We start from the raw sequence: 17,456 nt of genomic DNA on the forward strand, positions 1-17,456 counted from the left end.
ATGTCTCTCCATTAGGAAAAACTAATACTATAGAAATTCATGCTATTGATAGCAAAGGGAGTGTATCTTATAGAAAACATAAATTCAAAAGAAGCAATAATGCATCAAGTATTTCAGGTATAGATCAGGATTTGGGATAAAAAACACCAGAGTTCTCAATAACATTTAGTGCAACAAATGTAGAAAAATCAGTACTTTATGCAAAAATATTTCTATATGATGAATTGAAAGAAGAGTATTCAATAATAGGTAATAAAATATATATTTACTCTATAGCTAGAAATGATTTTTTACAACTAGATACAACACTCTATAATATACGAACAGAAGTGACAGGTGCAGAGCATGCAACTGCTATAAGAAACTTTAACTTTACTAGAGTAGCATATAAACTAGAATATATTACAAGTATAGAAGCTTATGCTATAATTACCCGACTTCTTGTAACTCTGACCTACAAACTAGCAACAGGAGCAATCCTGAAAGTATTGGTATGTAATAACGTATACGATGAGCTTTCAGGTTATGAAGATGCAACAGAAAAAGGTTATCTAAGCGATTATGGGATGTATACAAGTAATGGGTATAGAAGTTTTTAATGAAAAACCATTAAGTGAGATAAGAGCATATGTTGTTAAAGAGTTTTATAAAAAAGATCATATATTGAAAATATTTTTATTTGAAAAAACTAGATGAATTAATAGAGTTATCTACAAATGAGCTGAAGAAAAAGCTAGAAGATTAGAAATAAAGGTAGAATGTCGTTTAATTCTAAGAAGATACTGTATTTTTACATTAATTATGTAAGTATATGATATACGAATACTATAGAAAATTATATGCATGTCCATTATAATTCAAATTACAGATAAATAAATTTAAATGGAGGGATTTTATGTTTAGAGAAAGAAGAAAGTTAAGTATAGCTATGACATTACTTATGGTAGGCTTTATTCTTCTAGGATATAGTAATCTTGGGTCTGCTAATGGATGGAATGCAAATGATGTTTTTAGTGATAATAATATCATGAATACTTTTGATTTATCAACTACTGGTTCATACGTTGTATTTATAACGTCAGAAGGAACTGCAAAGGCGGGAGGATTTAATAGTTTTGGTGAGCTAGGTAATGGAACTAGTTCGCCAATGCTAATAGGTACTTCTCCTATGTACTCTGTGTTAAACATGTCTAACGTTGTAAGAGTATCAGCAGGTTTTGACTATACAATGTTCTTAAAAAATGATGGAACTGTTTGGGGTACAGGAAATAATAGACATGGCCAATTAGGTAATGGAACTTCTACAAATAGACTTACCCCCGTAAAGACTAAAATTAATAATGTCAAACAAATTAGTACTGGATATAGTAGACCATATGTTCTGAAAAATGATGGAACTGTTTGGTATTCTACTTCTAAAGCAGTAGGTTATGAGAAAATTGACTATGTTGATAATATTTCTTACATTGACATGACGTGGAATAATTCTGCTAGGGGTTACGTTAAGAAAGATGGGTCTGTTTTATATGAAGGACTTAATGAATATGGACAAGCTGGAATTGGAAATAATAGTCGACTTTCCGACATAGTAAAACCTGATATAGATGATGTAAAAGAAGTCAGTTTAAGTCATGGACATGCAATGTACTTAAAAAATGATGGAACTGTTTGGGGAGCAGGTAAAAATGACTCTGGACAACTAGGTGATGGAACTACAGAAAATAAATCAAGACCAGTAAAGGTTAATATTGATAATGTAAAAAAGGTCTTTACTGGTCTTGATCACACAGTATTTTTGAAAAACGATGGAACCGTTTGGACAGTGGGAAATAATAAATATAAGCAGCTAGGTGATGGAACTAAAGAAAGCAAATCAATACCAGTAAAAGTTAATATTGATAATGTAGTAGCTATTAATCATAGTGAGAATGGTGTTATTGCTTTGAAAAGCGATGGAACATTTTGGTTCTGGGGTGGATATATTTCTGCATGGGCAGGGAGTGAGCCTTATGAACCTAAAGAATTTAAATTTGAAGGTCAGTATTATCCAGGAATATAGTAAAATCTTAAATTATAAGAATCTTATAAATCAAAAGAATATCTAGATAGAAGAGTAGACTATAGATTTCAATCTATAGTCTACTCTTGTTTCTTAGTCTATATATTGACATGAGTTGTATATTATGCCTCGTAAATATATGCTATAATAAATAAGCTTGTTGGAATATACTAACACTTTTATATTAAAGAGTAAGCAATAGAGGGGAGAGCTAAATGAATGGAATTAATGTTTATCTTTTTCGGTATGGCAATTGGTTTTATTATTGGTACACAGTATATTCCTCATCAATTGAAAAAAGGTAATCCAAAAGTCATTAAACAAATAACAGATATACTGGAGCAAAAGAAATGATTATTATGTAGAGAGTTAATGTTAAGTCATAATCTTATATATAGGATTATGAAACAAATTAAGACTAATTATATGGGGGAGATAATCATGAATAAAAAATTATACTATATATTAGGAACAGTGTTTATTATAACAAGTGGAATTTTATATTCACTAGAAAGAGCTATTTCATATTTTTCGTGGATTGGACAAATGAATGCAGACTCAAGTAGTTTTCCTTCATATCCTAATTTACCAAATATATTTACTAATAGTTTTGTACCAACTTTTATTGTTATTGGTGTAATTTTATTTGTATTGGGATATAGAAAACATAATAAAGTGTAACAAAACTTTATTATTATACAGATTAAAGAAATTCATATAATTTATAAGGAGAATGTTATTATGAGGAAAACTATTAAACTAATTTTAATAATTACCTTGATTATTTTAACTTCTTCTCAAATGTGTTGGGCAGAGGATCTAGGAGAATCTCTTAATATATATCATTTCAATAATGATAATCTGCGATTTCATTTAAATGGACAAGAGTTTTATGGAGATTACTTTATGAAAGACGATATTACTTATATGAAATTAAGAAACTTAGGAGAAACTTTAGAAATAGACTTAGAGTGGGATGGAGCTACGCAGAAGGTTAGTTTTTTTGATGGTAACAATCAAGTAACTTTATGGATTAATAAAACTACTGCATATATTGGTAATAATAAAATTACACTTAATTCTCCACCATGTATCGTTAATTACTATACGTACTTACCTTTAAGATTCACATCTGAATTGCTTGAAATCAATGTTAATTATGAAGATCTAAGGGAGAAAGAACAGTTTATAAGAGAATTAATATTTGAGCAATTTCCTGATTGGAGGGAAAAAGAATTAAAAGGAAGATATAAGTTCAATAAAGATAGCTACACAACTTTTAATCTTGGTATTGATAATTATGATCCAGATCAAAATGTACTTACTCTTCATGCTTTTGATATTATTGACTCTCCTGAAGGGGGACATACATATACATATAATTGGCTTTATGTAGACCTCAATAATAATACAATTACTGACTTTATGGGGAATGTTATAAATGTGAATTAAGTTAGTAAGTTTAAAGTACTGCAGGGTAGATTATAGTTAATTTTATAATCTATCCTGTTTTTTGTTGCAATAGAATAATAAATACTCAACATTTTCGAGTAATTTTACGTAACCATAAGTAGCTTAAATACTGATATTGAGTTATTAAAAAAACAGTAAGACAACATTGACGAATGAAAAAAATGAATTGGCATTTGTATATTACTTTTAGAGAAGATAATAATAAAACTATTCAGGGAAGTATCTAATAAAAATATAAATATAAATATAATCCTCAAATGGTTCTTATCGATTTTAAAGCTTGATAAAAAAATGAGCTTAAAATTAAAAAAATTCGAATTTATTTCAATTTAACTATATATTAGGTAAGATTATAGAAATTTAATTTATTCATGCTTTTACTTATATGTACATAATTTTTCATATGCTTGTCTTGTTTAGCGTACCTAATATGGGTGTAAAGTATTAGGAGAATGAGTATGAATATAGTAAAATATGGTAAAGAAGCACTTTCAAAGTATCATAAACAGAAATATATTATAAAAAAACACAAGATGTTGATAACTAAAAAATTAGACAGAACATATAATTGCAAATGAGAACCATTATTAATATTAAAAAGATTGAATTTATGAAAGTAGGGGATATGCTTAAAGTATGAACTTTATAATTATATAATAAGATACTTTTAATTGGGAATTATAGAATCTTGACAAATAACTTCACCCAATATACAATAGTTAATGATAATGAATATCAATAACGAATAAGTAAATATAATAATATACATAAGCTAGGCGGTGATGTATGACTATAAATTACATATTAATATTTATGCTTGGAACAGTTGTAGGAAGTTTTTTAAACGTATGTATATATAGAATTCCAAGAAATATGTCTATTGCATACCCTACATCCCAATGTCCCAATTGTAATAGTAAGTTATCGCCACGTGATTTAATTCCTATACTAAGTTATTTAATATATGTTGGAAAGTGTAGGTACTGCAAAGTGTCTATTTCTTACAGATACCCTACTGTAGAACTAATATGTGGATTCGGGGTCTTGATTTTGGCCTATAGATTCGGATTTGAATGGAATCTTTTAATCAACTTATTATTATTCTTAGGACTAGTTGTTTGTTCCTTTATTGACATAGATTTAAGAATAATTCCTGATAAAGTATTAATGTTTTTATTAGTATGTGGAACTATACTTATTTCTGTAAAATCAAAAGAGCTTTTACTATCAGGAATTATTGGGCTTGCTGTAGGAAGTACATTTCTTTTGTTGTTAGCAATGTTTTATAAAGACGGATTAGGTGGAGGAGATATTAAGCTAGTAGGTGTAATAGGACTATATCTGGGATGGCAAAATGTACTTATGACAATTTGGATAGCTTCAATACTAGGAGTTATAACTTTTGTAATACTATATATATTTAAACAAAAATCTTTGAAAGATATGATTCCATTCGGACCTTCTTTAGCTATTGGAGCTTTTATAAGTATGATCTTCGGTGAAGAGTTACTACAAATTATCACTAATGGAATTTGTTTTTAAAATGAAAGGAGACATGTAAATGGGTAGCACAAACAAAGATGTAGTATCAAAAATAAGTAGTCTTTATAGCGAGATTTTTGAACACGATGGATTTGGTCAGATGACTATAGAGGTGAAAATTTTAAAAAAGGGACAAAAAGAGATTCTAATACATTGCGGGAAACAGTATAGATTTGTAGTTGACTATCCCTCAAGCTGTAACCTTAAAATAGTATCAAATGAAGATGTAGTTAAAAAACGAATAGCTAGATAGTAGATAGCCTAAGATTTGGTTCAAACTGACTTTAACTTATATTCCATATTAGAATATGAGATTAAATATGAATAAACAATAATTAAGAGCTAGTCTGTGTATTCTTGAGACTTTTAGGGGGTGAGTATTATATAAGGAGGTAAATAGACAGACATAAAACTAAAAAATGTGGTTCCGCGGGGGAACACTTCTTAAAATTAAAAAAATGAGGAGTGTTATTTTTATGCTTAAATTAGGAAGAAAAATGTTAAAAGATGTGAAAAAAACGTTAAAAACAACAAAGGTTTTACTCTATTAGAGCTAATTATAGTAATTGCTATAATGGGATTCTTAGTAGCTATGGTTGCACCAAGACTTGAAGGAATAGGATCAAAAGCATCAGGAACAGTTGATGATGGATCTACAAAAATAATTGAAACTACTCTTTCTAGATATCTAAACGAAAACAATAAGTTACCAAATAAACTTGGAAATTTAGCACCAGCTGGTGCAACTGCAGGTCAACCTCTAGCAAAGCTAGATAATGGTAAGGCTGGCAGTGAAGGAGATAATAAAATGATCTGGGACGGAACAAAGACAATGGGTAAGATAGCTACATTCGACAAAAGTTTCGCAGATAAAACAAATTATATGTTCATGCATTAAGCCCAGCAGAGGTTAAAGAACTTAAAGGAATGGGTATTACGGAATTTGTAAATCATGCTGGAGAATCTGAAACCATAGTAAACGGAACTAAAGTAATAATGATTGGTGGAGGAGGTGCAACTGGAGTTCCCCCTAGTTCAATTAACCAAGATATGAGGGTAGACGCTGAATTTGGAGATCCGACTTTAGCATATAGGATTCTAGTTACTATTAGTGATGAAAGTGAATTAATAACTGGAGGATATATGAAAAAAGGTTCACAGAGTGCAACACAAGGTGCTAGTGAAAAGTACCTAAAAAATACAAGCTATAATATAGTTCTGCCTAAATTAAAAGCGACATTCGCAAGAATGTGTGACTATACAGGGACATATCCAGATATAACTATAACTGATTATCACGATGCAACTTTGTTGGAACTAAAAGAGATTGGTAAAAATGGAGTTGAGACAGGTAAAATAACAACAACAAAAATTATAGGACCTGACAATAGCAATATCGGAGATGCTTTAATTATGTCTCCAACAGGTGTAGTAGGGTCAGGAAATGGACAATCAGGATATTGGAAAGTTACAAGTGTTAAGAAAGAGGAGTTATAACAACAAACTAAAAGGGGCTTCCAGCCCCTATCTTTAAAATTAAACCAGTATATACTAAAATTCAAAAGTATCAAAAAAGTAAAAATCATCATATTTTAATATATGGAATCCTATAGATGAAATTTCAGAATTTCATACATTAAAATATGATTTTGAACTTACAAATAGGAGTTGTCATTATGAGTGAAATAATAAAAAAAATCAAAAACATAACTTCAAATCAAAAAGGTTTTACTCTCTTAGAAATGATTTTAGTAATTCTCATTATGGGATTTTTAGTTTCTATGGTATCTCCTGTAGTTGGTTATATGACAGATGTAAAAAGAGCAAATCTAACAAAAGAAGAACTACGAAATATAAAGATATCAATCATAGGGGCAGAAAAAATTTATGATGAAAATGGATTTATAATTGTAGGTGGATATGTAGGAGATATGGGTAGTTTACCAAAACTGTATAGATCAGAATGGAATGAATCTGATAACAGATGGGAATGGAAATATACTTTGGGAATTGGAGCATATGAGGAAATAAACGACGGAACCGGTCAACCTATAGGACTATATGAATCTAAAATAGGTAATGACGATTTGGGAGAAAAATGGAAGGGTCCATATACAACATATCCAAAAGACGCATATCCGAATGATGGAGATAACTTAGATTCTGTAAATGATAAAGAACTTTTTGAAAGAAAAAATAATGAAGGAAAGTATTCAGATGCTTGGGGAAATACTCTTTTATTTTACAAAGAATACGAAGATCCACTAGATGAAACTACAGCAACGCTATGGATTATCAGTAGAGGGAAAGATCAAAAAGTAATAATACCAACAACATTAGGAGAATCTTATGACGAAAATGCAGAGGAAAATATAGACAACATAGCTGTAAAAATCATGCCTAATGAATGGTACAGGTCATATCATATAGGAAAAGAAAAGAAAACTAAAGAGAAATTAGAAGAGATAAGAGAACGTATAATTGGTTCATTTGATAATTCAGATGAAGATGGTAGAAAGTTGATTAGAGGATATATCGGTGATACTGATGAATGGCCAAAACTCTACAGAATTGATGAGAGTGGAAAGTGGGATACTGATATAAATGGAGAAAAACTTGAAATTGACTATTTGAATGAGTGGGGACAACCTATAGCTTTGTGGGAAAATATAGGGAACAATCCTAATTGGAAAGGGCCTTATATGGAATATCCTTGGCAAGGGTACTTAGAAGACTCATGGGGTAATCCTTTAAAATTTACTTTAAAAGTTACATTAGAAAGTGAAATAATGACTATAACAAGTGCAGGGTATGATGGTGAATTTGATACTGAAGACGATTTATTAATAAATATAAATAAAGATGAATGGAAGGTAAAAGATATTTCCATAAATGATGAAAAAAAAGTGAAAGCTACAAAGAATATATTAAAAGAAATAGAAGTAGCTATGCTGGGATCTAGAGATGTTAAAGATGCCTCTGGCAGAAGGATAGTAGGGGGATATTTAGGGGACATGGGAGAAATGCCAAAGCTCTATAAAATTGATGATACCACTGAGAAATGGATTATAGATAAAAATACTAGTGAAAAAACTGAAATTGACTATTCAAAAAATGAATGGGGACAACCAATAAATCTCTGGACAGATAATGATATATCTCCAGTGTCAGAAGGTTTTGAGTGGAAAGGACCTTACTTAACAAACCGTTATGACGAGGTAATAAAAGATGCTTGGGGCAAACCCATAAAGTTTGAACTAGATACTACAAAAGGTAAAATGACTATAACCAGTTCGGGAGTAGATAGGGTTTTTGGTGATGATAAAAAAGGAAGTAGTGACGATATAGTAACTGTTATAAATAGTGAAGATTGGAGAAAAGACGTAGTTACGATAGAAGGGATTATATATAACAATACATCAGCTACTAAAAATGTAGAGTTGGAGTTTTTCAATACACCCACGAATTCAAAAATAATTTCAGTAGTCATAAAACCAGTAGAAAAAGATACAGATTCAGATGGAAACACATTAATAGTTGGGGGAGGTCAGCAAAAGTTTAGAATTACTACAGAGGTATACTTTGGTTTGAGGAAGATTAAATTAACCGGTGACCTAGAGGAAGAAGTAGAGATATTTATAGGTAAGGGAGGAACTCAATCTCCTACAAAGGACAATTTAAAGTTTTTTATAAAATAAAGATAAGGTGATGAAATATGTCTATACTAGTGATTGAAACAAATGAACAAGTTATTAGAGCTTGTGTTTTGAAAAAAGGGATTAAAGGCTACAGTCTAGTAGATTGTATTAAAATTCCAAAAGAAAGTGGATATGAAATATTAACTTCAGACGAACTTTTAGCTGTAATGAGTCGTATAACTAACTGTCCTAAAAATGTAGTAATAGTAACATCTTTGGCAACAATTATAGAAACATCTATGGATAAAGATAAAGTGAAAAAGATGACACATAGTTATCTAAAGGAAGCTATAAAGTGGGAAATAGAGCCGTTTATAACTGATTCAGTGACTGATAGTATTGTTGGATATGAGATTATTAAGAAAAGTAGAGAAGAAATGAAAGATATAGAGGAAAATCAAATTTGGGTATCTGTAATTTCTAAAAACGAATACGAAGATATAAAGAGAATCATGGATGAAGAAGGACTTAAATTAAAAAGGATTTATCCTACAGACTCTTGTATCGCAGAAACTGCAATGTATACATCAAAGGTAAAAAATAAAATTATAATAGACATAGGAGAGAAAGTAACTAAGTTGGTTCAAATCTTAAATGGAAGAATTACAGAGTACAAGGAACTCTCATTAGGAGTAGATGATATACACGTATACTTGGATAATCTCAACTATGATGACCTTATAAAAATATTCAACGATTCATTACAACAGTGGGAAGGGTCAAAAGAAGATACTATATCAAAGGTTAGTAATTATATGGACATATCATTTTACAAATGGAATGACTCAAAAGAAGAGATTATATTAAGTGGTATTGGTGCATCAGATGAAATTATATTAGATTTTTTTACTAAAAATATCTCTAGTAATATTGAAGTTGTTTATATAGAAATAAATCAATTAAGCGAGTTTAGTGAACTAAAAGAAACAGAGTTTGCAGCTATACTTGGAGCAGGAATAAGAGAGTTGAGCATTAATCGTAGTCTAAAGACTATTGGAATAGACGACACTATAGAATTATCGAGGATTATAAGGGAAAGAGTACACATTATGCCTATTGTTGCATTGGTATCAATTCTAGTTGTATTCATAGGTCATTATGGTTTTATAAAATATAGAACAGTTAGAGTAAATAGCCAGATTACTACACTTGAAGGTAAAAAGGCAGAAATTGAAGGTAAAAGTCAAAAATATGAGGCATTAAAAAATGACAAGGAGCAAATTGAAAAAAGTATAGCTAAGGATAATGAACAGATAGAATTATTGCGTTGGGGTATTCGTGAAAATACAGATACAGTAGCGCAAATATTAAAAGCAGTACAGGAAAATTCAACTATAAATCTACATTCAGTAAATGTCTTAATAGATAATCAGAACAAGAATTATTCGGTTACCGCAGAAAGTTCAGAGGCTAGAGATTTGAACAACTTCATAGTAGGTATACAAGGTAAAGAATGGTGTGAATATGCAGATATAAAAAATATTGATGAGATAGAGTCAAAAGGTGATGAAGACGAAGAAAACCAAAAAAAGATAAACTATAGCTTTAGTATAGATATAGTAAAGGACTCATATGAAAATAAATAACTATAAAAGTCAGAGGAAGGGAATGAACATTGAAAAAAACATTAACTAAATTTGAGAAAATAGGACTACTTACAATTGTCATAGCGGCCACAATGTATTTCTATGTAAATAAAATATATGACCCTGCTTCTGAAGCGTATAAAAGCGCAAAAGAAAATTTAGTAACAATCAAACAAGAAGTAGAAGGTATAGGAGTCGTACCTAATATTAATGATATACAAAAAGAAGTAGGGGAATTAAGTGAAGAATATGAAACGATAAAGTTAAGCTTAGAATTGCTAAAACAAGAGAAAGTTCAAGGAAAATATGAAATCACCAACGTAATCGTAGAAATAAATAAGCTAATGATGAAGAATAATGTAACTTTAAATAATATGAAGTGGATAGAAGAAGATAAAGAAAAACTAAATGAGCAAACACAAGGGCAGACACAGGAGAAACCTAAGGAATCAGTTCAGGAAGGTAGTGATATTGAATGGACTGCCTGTGAACTTGAATTTACAGGAAAGTTGTTACCCATAATAGCATTTTTTAATGATATTTATGGATTCGAGTCCTTAGTACAAGTTGATGAGGTTAACATAGAATATGATGAAGAAAAAGACACATATCGTGCAATCATGAAGGTTTCAATCTAAATTGTCAATGTAGGAGGTTTTAAATTTGAATAAAAAAATTCTTAGTATAGAGGAACTACTAGTGAAGATAAGAGATAAAAAGGCATCAGATCTTCACCTTACGGCAAATATGCCTCCATTAGCAAGAGCTTCTGGTGAGATTATACAAATAGATGATGAGGTACTAACTAACCAAGATATAAAGGAGCTGGTATACTCTGTTTTGACAGACACCCAAAAGCAAATATTAGAGGACAAGCTTTCTGTGGACTTAGCAATTAGTGTTTTGAATATAGGTAGGTTTAGAGTTCATGTTTACCATCAAAGAGGAAATATGACAGCAGTACTTAGAAGACTTTCGGATGATAATCCAGATTTAAAAAAACTAGGTCTTCCAAAGGTTGTTGAAAATGTATGTGAGCTTAAAAGTGGTTTAGTATTAGTAACAGGAGCGACAGGAAGTGGTAAATCTACAACTCTAGCAGCTATTATAGATAGGATAAATCAAAATTACAGTAAGAATATCATAACTATTGAAGACCCGATAGAGTATGTTCATATGAATAAAAAAAGTATTATCAATCAAAGAGAACTATATACAGATGTTGATTCATTCCCAGATGCTTTAAGAGGTGCATTGAGGGCAGATCCAGATATTATTTTAGTTGGGGAAATGAGAGATCTAGATACAATTAGGACAGCAATTATGGCAGCAGAAACAGGACATTTAGTATTTGCTACACTACACTCTAGGGATGCGGTATCTTCAATAAATAGAATGATTGGAGTATTTACACCCCAAGAGCAACAACAGATTAGACAACAACTTTCAGTCTCCTTAAAAGCAGTAATATCCCAACAATTGCTACCAAGAAAATCGGGAGATGGGATAGTTCTTGCTTGTGAAATTATGAACGTTACACCTGCTATATCTAACTTAATAAGACTTGAAAAACAAGAGCATATGTATATGTCAATTGAAACAGGTTTTGACGCGGGAATGCAGACTATGGAACAAAGTCTTATACAGTTAGTAAAATCAGGAGATATTGATATCTCTACCGCTAAAATATCTTCAAAAAATGCATCCATGATAGAGCAAAGATTAAATACAATTAATACTTAGAAAGGTAGATCAATATGAAGAAAAAATTTGGAATGTATTTACTAGATGAAGGTGTTATCAACCTAGAAGATATTAATGAAGCTTTAAAAATACAAAAAAGAATGGGACTAATGTTTGGAGAAACACTAGTCCAAATGGGCTGTATTAATAATGACGATATGATTTTTCATTTAGGAAAATTTTTGGGAGTTAAAACTGCAAAATTATCAGATGTAACTCTATTACATAACTTTATAATTAAGATTCCAAAAAAAATTGCTTTACAGCATCAGATAACGCCAGTTAAATTTAAGGATGAAGATGATTTATATATTGCTTTTTATAAAACTGCAAATCACTCTATCTTTGAAAATCTAAAGAGAGTTTTAAAAACTAGCTTTCATCCACTATTAATGAGTGAACGAGATAGCGTAAGTCTTTTTAAACAAGCATATCCGCAAGAACTTAAACAAGAAGAAGTTACTGAAATAGACACAGATCTAGGGAATCTAGATGAAACAATAGAACTTGTTGATAATATAATCATAAAAGCTATATCATTAGAAGCATCTGACATACACATAGAACCTGAAATCGAACATCTTAGAGTAAGATTTAGAATAGATGGAGTATTAAGAACTGTGGAGCTATTACCTATAGAGGTTGCAGAATCGGTCATTTTAAGGATAAAGGTTCTATCAGACATGAATATTGCAGATAAGAGAAGTCCACAGGATGGAGGCTTCAAATTTGACAAAACAGAAGAAATTGGTGTATCCATAAATCTAAGGGTTTCCGCATTACCTTGTTCTTTGGGTGAAAAGGTAGTAATTAGACTTTTACCTACAGAGGAAAAAATATTGACAATAGAAGAATTAGGAATGAGTAAAGAAATGACTAAGGATTTTAAATCAATGTTAGAACTTCCATACGGAATAATTTTTGTTACGGGCCCCACGGGCAGTGGTAAGACAAATACACTATATGCTTCTATAAACTTTTTGCGAAGTGATGAGGTAAATATTACTACAGTAGAAGACCCTATAGAACTAGACATTAGTGGAATAAATCAAACACAGGTATCTAGGGGAAATAGCTTTGACTTTAGCAAAGCATTAAAGGCTATGTTAAGACAAGACCCTAATATTATAATGGTAGGAGAAGTTAGAGATGGACAAACAGCTGGACTTGCACTAGAAGCAGCTCTAACAGGACACCTTGTGTTGTCTACACTACATACAAATGATGCTACAAGTGTTTTTGGAAGACTTATAGACATGGGGTGTGAAACTTTTTTAGTAACATCATCTATAAGAGCAGTTTTAGCACAACGTTTAGTAAGGGTATTATGTCCAGGGTGTAAAGAAGCATACACACCAGATAATGCTGAACTTATGTTATTAGGTATAGATAAAGAGAAGGATACCGTCTTTTATAGAGAAAGAGGTTGTAATAGCTGTAACAATAGTGGATATAGAGGGAGAACGGGTATATTTGAGTTATTTATTTTAAATCCTGAAATTCAAAGTAATGTTAATAAAACTTTAGACATGTCTATGATAAGAAATATGGCAATACAAAATGGTATGAAAACTCTTCGTGAAGATGGCATCAGAAAATTAAAGGAAGGAATTACTTCTACTACAGAAATTTTAAAGGCAACTTCAGAATGGTAGGTGTAGGGTTTGCAGAAATTTAAATATAGAGCATTAGATAAAAATTACAAAACAGTCTCAGGAGTAGTCATGGCAGATGAGATGTCTGCAGCAGCTACATGTTTGAAGGAACGTGGACTAACTATAATGGATTTAAGTGAAGATAAAGAGTTAGAAGTCAAGCCAAACGTAAATAAGGATTTAGAAAAGCAAGATGGGTTAGGTGGCTTTGGATTTATAAAAAAAACAGATATATTGATGGTAATTAAACAATTAGCATCCTTGATATCATCAGGAATATCTGTTGTACCAGCTATCGGAATCATTGAGTCACAGATAAAGAAGAAGAAGTTAAAGAACATACTCAGAAAAATAAAGACTGACGTGGAAAGTGGAAGGACACTTAGTGATTCACTATCGAAGTTCCCAAAGTATTTTGATGAAATGACAACCAGTATTATCAAAACTGGAGAAGAAACAGGATTATTAGATGATTCCCTGATGCAGGTCAGTATATTTATGGAAAAGGGATCACAACTAAAAAAAAGAATTATCCTAAGCCTTATATATCCTAGCATTGTTCTTATTGTTTCCATTGGTGTAATATTCTTCTTAGCCCTTGCTGTAATACCCAAGATTATTCCGTTGATTACTATGTCTGGTGGTAGTATTCCTTGGAATACCCAGTTGCTGATAGATATTGCAGAGTTTGTAAGGGATAATATAAAAGGTATAGCAATAGTATCTATAATTATTGTACTTATTGTTATAGGACTTGTAGTTAGCAAATTGGGAAAATATCATATAGATAAATATAAGACCTATATTCCTTTAATAGGAACAATATTTAAATATTCAGCGATTATTACTTTTTCTAGAACATTATCTATACTGTTAAATAGCGGTGTGTCCATTGTACAAGCTCTAAAAAGTACAAGTGACACAATCACGAATTTAGCCATAAGGGAATCTATTAACAATATGGCTGACAGTGTAATAAAAGGCGAAAATTTATCAGATTCAATGAAGAGGGAACAAGCATTTTTTCCAATCATGGTAGAGAGTATGATAAGAGTAGGAGAAGAAACAGGGAGGTTGGATAACTCTCTTAAAACATTGACAGATATGTTTGAAGAAATGTTAGATGATAGAATAAAGACAATGAATTCACTAATAGAGCCTTTATTACTATTTTTTATAGCAACAGTAGTTGGATTTGTAGCTGTTGGACTAATAGCAGGAATAATGTCTAGTTATAATGCTTAAAAGACAAATAAATAAAAAACTAATAGTCATCCTGAATTAAATAAATATTACTATATAATTCAAGATGACATTTATTTTTTTGTAGCTTATTAAGCATACGGTATAATCAAAAGAAAGTTGTGTTGGCTTGGTGAAACTATTGTACTAAATAAAAATAACCGTTATTTAGTACAAATAATTAATATAAAGAGCAACCTAGTTTAACAATATATATTGTTTGTTTCATTTCACAGTTACTTTTTTTACAAGAGAATAAAGCACTAGAATCAATAAGTCAATTCCTAATACCTTCTTTAATTATACATTTAGATAGAAACTCTATATTCAAAAACTTGTTAGAGTTCATCACATTCAATATTAGTTCTAATATTAACTTTTTAATATTTCAGCCATTTATTTTTGAGTCATATCTTTTTTCTATTGGTTTTAATCTTTCTCCTAAGTTAGTATCGAGTATGTCAGAAATAGATATTAATCAATCTTGATAATTGATATAATAACCTCTAGAGATTTACCTTTCATTAAACTTATTATATAAAAGCAAAGGGAAGATTAAAATAACTCTTGTTCAAAAATGGTATTTATAAATTATTTAAAAGCTAGTTGCAAGTGAGACAAGTTTATGGTAAATTAAAATTAGTTGCAAAGGAAACTAATTTTAATAGGAGGGAATAATTATGGAGAACAATAAAGGGCTTTGGACTAAGAATTTTATAATTATTAATATAATAAACTTATTAATATTTTTTAGCTTTCAAATGTTATTACCAACCTTACCACTATATGCAGAGAAACTAGGTGGTACAAATTCCATTATAGGCTTAGTAACAGGATTATTTGTAACGTCTGCAGTAGTAATAAGACCATTTTCAGGCTTATTATTGGATAAGTTGGGACGGAAGAAAATATTTTTGATAGGATTACTATTATTTATATTATCAGTATTTTCTTATTCATTATTTCCAATACTTATCATAATACTTATGATACGTTTTATTCATGGATTTGGATGGGGAATAACTAGTACTGCTTCGAGTACTATAGCTTCAGATAATATACCTAAAGATAGATTTGGGGAAGGAATGGGATACTTTAGCTTAACTAGTAGTTTAGCAATGGCACTAGCTCCAGCAGTAGGTTTGTTTATTATATCTAAGTATAAATTTAATGTGCTATTCTATATATCTACTGCTTTAGCCATATTGGCACTTATTATAACTTCAAAATTAGAGTATAGAGATATTGAAAATAAAGAAAAAGTAGATATAAAGAATTCTTTGTATGAAAAAACATCTGTTAGGCCATCAATAATAATATTTTTTGTTACTATAACCTATGGCGCATTGACTAGTTTTTTACCTATCTATGCTTCTCAAAATGGAATAGAGAATATAGGGATATTTTTCACAGTTTATGCAACGTTTCTTTTTATATCTAGGCCTATATTTGGTAAAATTATAGATAAGTTAGGATTTGACTATGCAGTTATTCCTGGTTTAGCATTTGTAACAATAGCTATGGTTTTATTATCTAGAGCGACAAATTTAAATATGTTTTTAATAACAGCACTAATTTATGGTATAGGATTTGGAGCTACTCAATCTAGTTTACAAACCATGTCAATAGCAGGAGTTTCTCCAGCACGATTAGGTGCAGCAAATGCCACTTTTTTAACGGCTTTTGATTGTGGAATTGGTTTGGGTTCAATTTTTCTAGGAATGATTTCATCAATAATAGGTTATTCTCAAATGTATCTTTTAGCAGGTGGATTTGCAGTTTTAGCATTTATTCTTTACTTTATAATAGGTAGACAAAAATAATATAAAGGAGAATTATATGGATAGCATTGGAAGATTTAATGCAGCAATTTATAGAAATGCACAGAGTGTTATAAATCATAAGCTTAAAGATTTAAAAATTAGTAGTGGACAACAAGATTTTTTCTATGCAATTTCAAAAAATGAAGGCATAAGTCAGAAAGAATTAAGTGAATACTTATATGTGGACAAGTCAACCACTGCAAAAGCAGTGAAAAATTTGGTTGAAAATAAGTATGTTAAGAGAAAACATGATGAAAATGATAGGCGTATCTATAGATTATATTTAACTGAAAAGGGAAAAGAGGTAATTCCTAAGATAGAGGCTACTTTTTTAGAAATTTTAGATGTTTTTACGAAGGATTTAACAGAAAAAGAAAAAGAACAGACTCTTGAAAATTTAAAGAAAATATTAAATAGTATTTATGAGGAGAAAAGAAAAACTGATGTAGATTAAATTAAGTATAATAATTTAACCTGTTGTTCTAGTTAAAATTAGGCAGTCGCTTCTTAAATATAGTTCATAAACAGCTATATAAGTTACCAAGAAGAATCATCCAATAATTTGTAATTAATGAAATATAATAATTTATATTATATAACTTTCCATAGTTTTTCTTACTTTGCCTACTTTACTT

General features: G+C 30.2%; 17 protein-coding genes. All 17 read left to right on the plus strand.

Annotation, left to right across the window (positions count from 1 at the left end):
- Nucleotides 1-224: 224 nt before the first annotated feature.
- The 17 genes from CURI_RS06380 to CURI_RS06455 all read left to right on the plus strand — a co-directional run bounded on the left by CURI_RS06380 (nucleotide 225) and on the right by CURI_RS06455 (nucleotide 17,275).
- The gene (locus tag CURI_RS06380) at nucleotides 225-599 is read left to right on the plus strand and encodes a hypothetical protein (protein WP_014967412.1); all 375 of its coding nucleotides are present in this window, start codon (nucleotides 225-227) and stop codon (nucleotides 597-599) included.
- A gap of 296 nt (nucleotides 600-895) precedes the next feature.
- Nucleotides 896-2,059, plus strand: a complete 1,164-nt coding sequence (locus tag CURI_RS06385; RefSeq protein WP_014967413.1) for an RCC1 domain-containing protein — start codon at nucleotides 896-898, stop codon at nucleotides 2,057-2,059.
- Between the two features lie 219 nt (nucleotides 2,060-2,278).
- Nucleotides 2,279-2,413 (plus strand): hypothetical protein, encoded by a 135-nt coding sequence (locus CURI_RS16340; RefSeq protein ID WP_266353938.1) that lies wholly within the window; start codon nucleotides 2,279-2,281, stop codon nucleotides 2,411-2,413.
- 87 nt (nucleotides 2,414-2,500) lie between these two features.
- Complete coding sequence (locus CURI_RS06390; RefSeq protein ID WP_014967414.1) at nucleotides 2,501-2,740, plus strand: hypothetical protein; 240 nt, start codon at nucleotides 2,501-2,503, stop codon at nucleotides 2,738-2,740.
- 60 nt (nucleotides 2,741-2,800) lie between these two features.
- Nucleotides 2,801-3,511 (plus strand): copper amine oxidase N-terminal domain-containing protein, encoded by a 711-nt coding sequence (locus CURI_RS06395; protein WP_014967415.1) that lies wholly within the window; start codon nucleotides 2,801-2,803, stop codon nucleotides 3,509-3,511.
- Between the two features lie 807 nt (nucleotides 3,512-4,318).
- A complete protein-coding gene (locus CURI_RS06400; RefSeq protein WP_014967416.1) occupies nucleotides 4,319-5,074 on the plus strand; it encodes a prepilin peptidase in 756 nt (251 codons plus the stop codon).
- Nucleotides 5,075-5,093: 19 nt separating this feature from the next.
- Nucleotides 5,094-5,327 carry a hypothetical protein gene (locus tag CURI_RS06405; RefSeq protein ID WP_014967417.1) on the plus strand — a complete coding sequence of 78 codons (234 nt, stop codon included), beginning with the start codon at nucleotides 5,094-5,096 and terminating at the stop codon, nucleotides 5,325-5,327.
- A gap of 231 nt (nucleotides 5,328-5,558) precedes the next feature.
- Nucleotides 5,559-5,972, plus strand: a complete 414-nt coding sequence (locus CURI_RS15010; protein WP_081580417.1) for a type II secretion system protein — start codon at nucleotides 5,559-5,561, stop codon at nucleotides 5,970-5,972.
- A gap of 29 nt (nucleotides 5,973-6,001) precedes the next feature.
- Nucleotides 6,002-6,571, plus strand: coding sequence for a hypothetical protein (locus tag CURI_RS06415; protein ID WP_014967419.1), 570 nt, complete (start codon nucleotides 6,002-6,004; stop codon nucleotides 6,569-6,571).
- A gap of 179 nt (nucleotides 6,572-6,750) precedes the next feature.
- The gene (locus tag CURI_RS06420) at nucleotides 6,751-8,772 is read left to right on the plus strand and encodes a type II secretion system protein (protein WP_014967420.1); all 2,022 of its coding nucleotides are present in this window, start codon (nucleotides 6,751-6,753) and stop codon (nucleotides 8,770-8,772) included.
- Between the two features lie 17 nt (nucleotides 8,773-8,789).
- Complete coding sequence (locus tag CURI_RS06425) at nucleotides 8,790-10,358, plus strand: type IV pilus biogenesis protein PilM (RefSeq protein ID WP_014967421.1); 1,569 nt, start codon at nucleotides 8,790-8,792, stop codon at nucleotides 10,356-10,358.
- 29 nt (nucleotides 10,359-10,387) lie between these two features.
- Nucleotides 10,388-10,996, plus strand: a complete 609-nt coding sequence (locus tag CURI_RS06430) for a hypothetical protein (RefSeq protein ID WP_014967422.1) — start codon at nucleotides 10,388-10,390, stop codon at nucleotides 10,994-10,996.
- A 25-nt stretch (nucleotides 10,997-11,021) separates the two neighbouring features.
- The gene (locus tag CURI_RS06435) at nucleotides 11,022-12,101 is read left to right on the plus strand and encodes a type IV pilus twitching motility protein PilT (RefSeq protein ID WP_014967423.1); all 1,080 of its coding nucleotides are present in this window, start codon (nucleotides 11,022-11,024) and stop codon (nucleotides 12,099-12,101) included.
- A 14-nt stretch (nucleotides 12,102-12,115) separates the two neighbouring features.
- A complete protein-coding gene (locus CURI_RS06440; RefSeq protein ID WP_014967424.1) occupies nucleotides 12,116-13,756 on the plus strand; it encodes a GspE/PulE family protein in 1,641 nt (546 codons plus the stop codon).
- Nucleotides 13,757-13,765: 9 nt separating this feature from the next.
- Nucleotides 13,766-15,001 carry a type II secretion system F family protein gene (locus CURI_RS06445; protein WP_014967425.1) on the plus strand — a complete coding sequence of 412 codons (1,236 nt, stop codon included), beginning with the start codon at nucleotides 13,766-13,768 and terminating at the stop codon, nucleotides 14,999-15,001.
- 677 nt (nucleotides 15,002-15,678) lie between these two features.
- Nucleotides 15,679-16,821, plus strand: coding sequence for an MFS transporter (locus CURI_RS06450; RefSeq protein ID WP_014967426.1), 1,143 nt, complete (start codon nucleotides 15,679-15,681; stop codon nucleotides 16,819-16,821).
- 16 nt (nucleotides 16,822-16,837) lie between these two features.
- Nucleotides 16,838-17,275 carry a MarR family winged helix-turn-helix transcriptional regulator gene (locus tag CURI_RS06455; RefSeq protein WP_014967427.1) on the plus strand — a complete coding sequence of 146 codons (438 nt, stop codon included), beginning with the start codon at nucleotides 16,838-16,840 and terminating at the stop codon, nucleotides 17,273-17,275.
- Nucleotides 17,276-17,456: the final 181 nt, after the last annotated feature.

Source organism: Gottschalkia acidurici 9a, from assembly GCF_000299355.1.
Classification (GTDB): Bacteria; Bacillota; Clostridia; order Tissierellales; family Gottschalkiaceae; genus Gottschalkia; species Gottschalkia acidurici.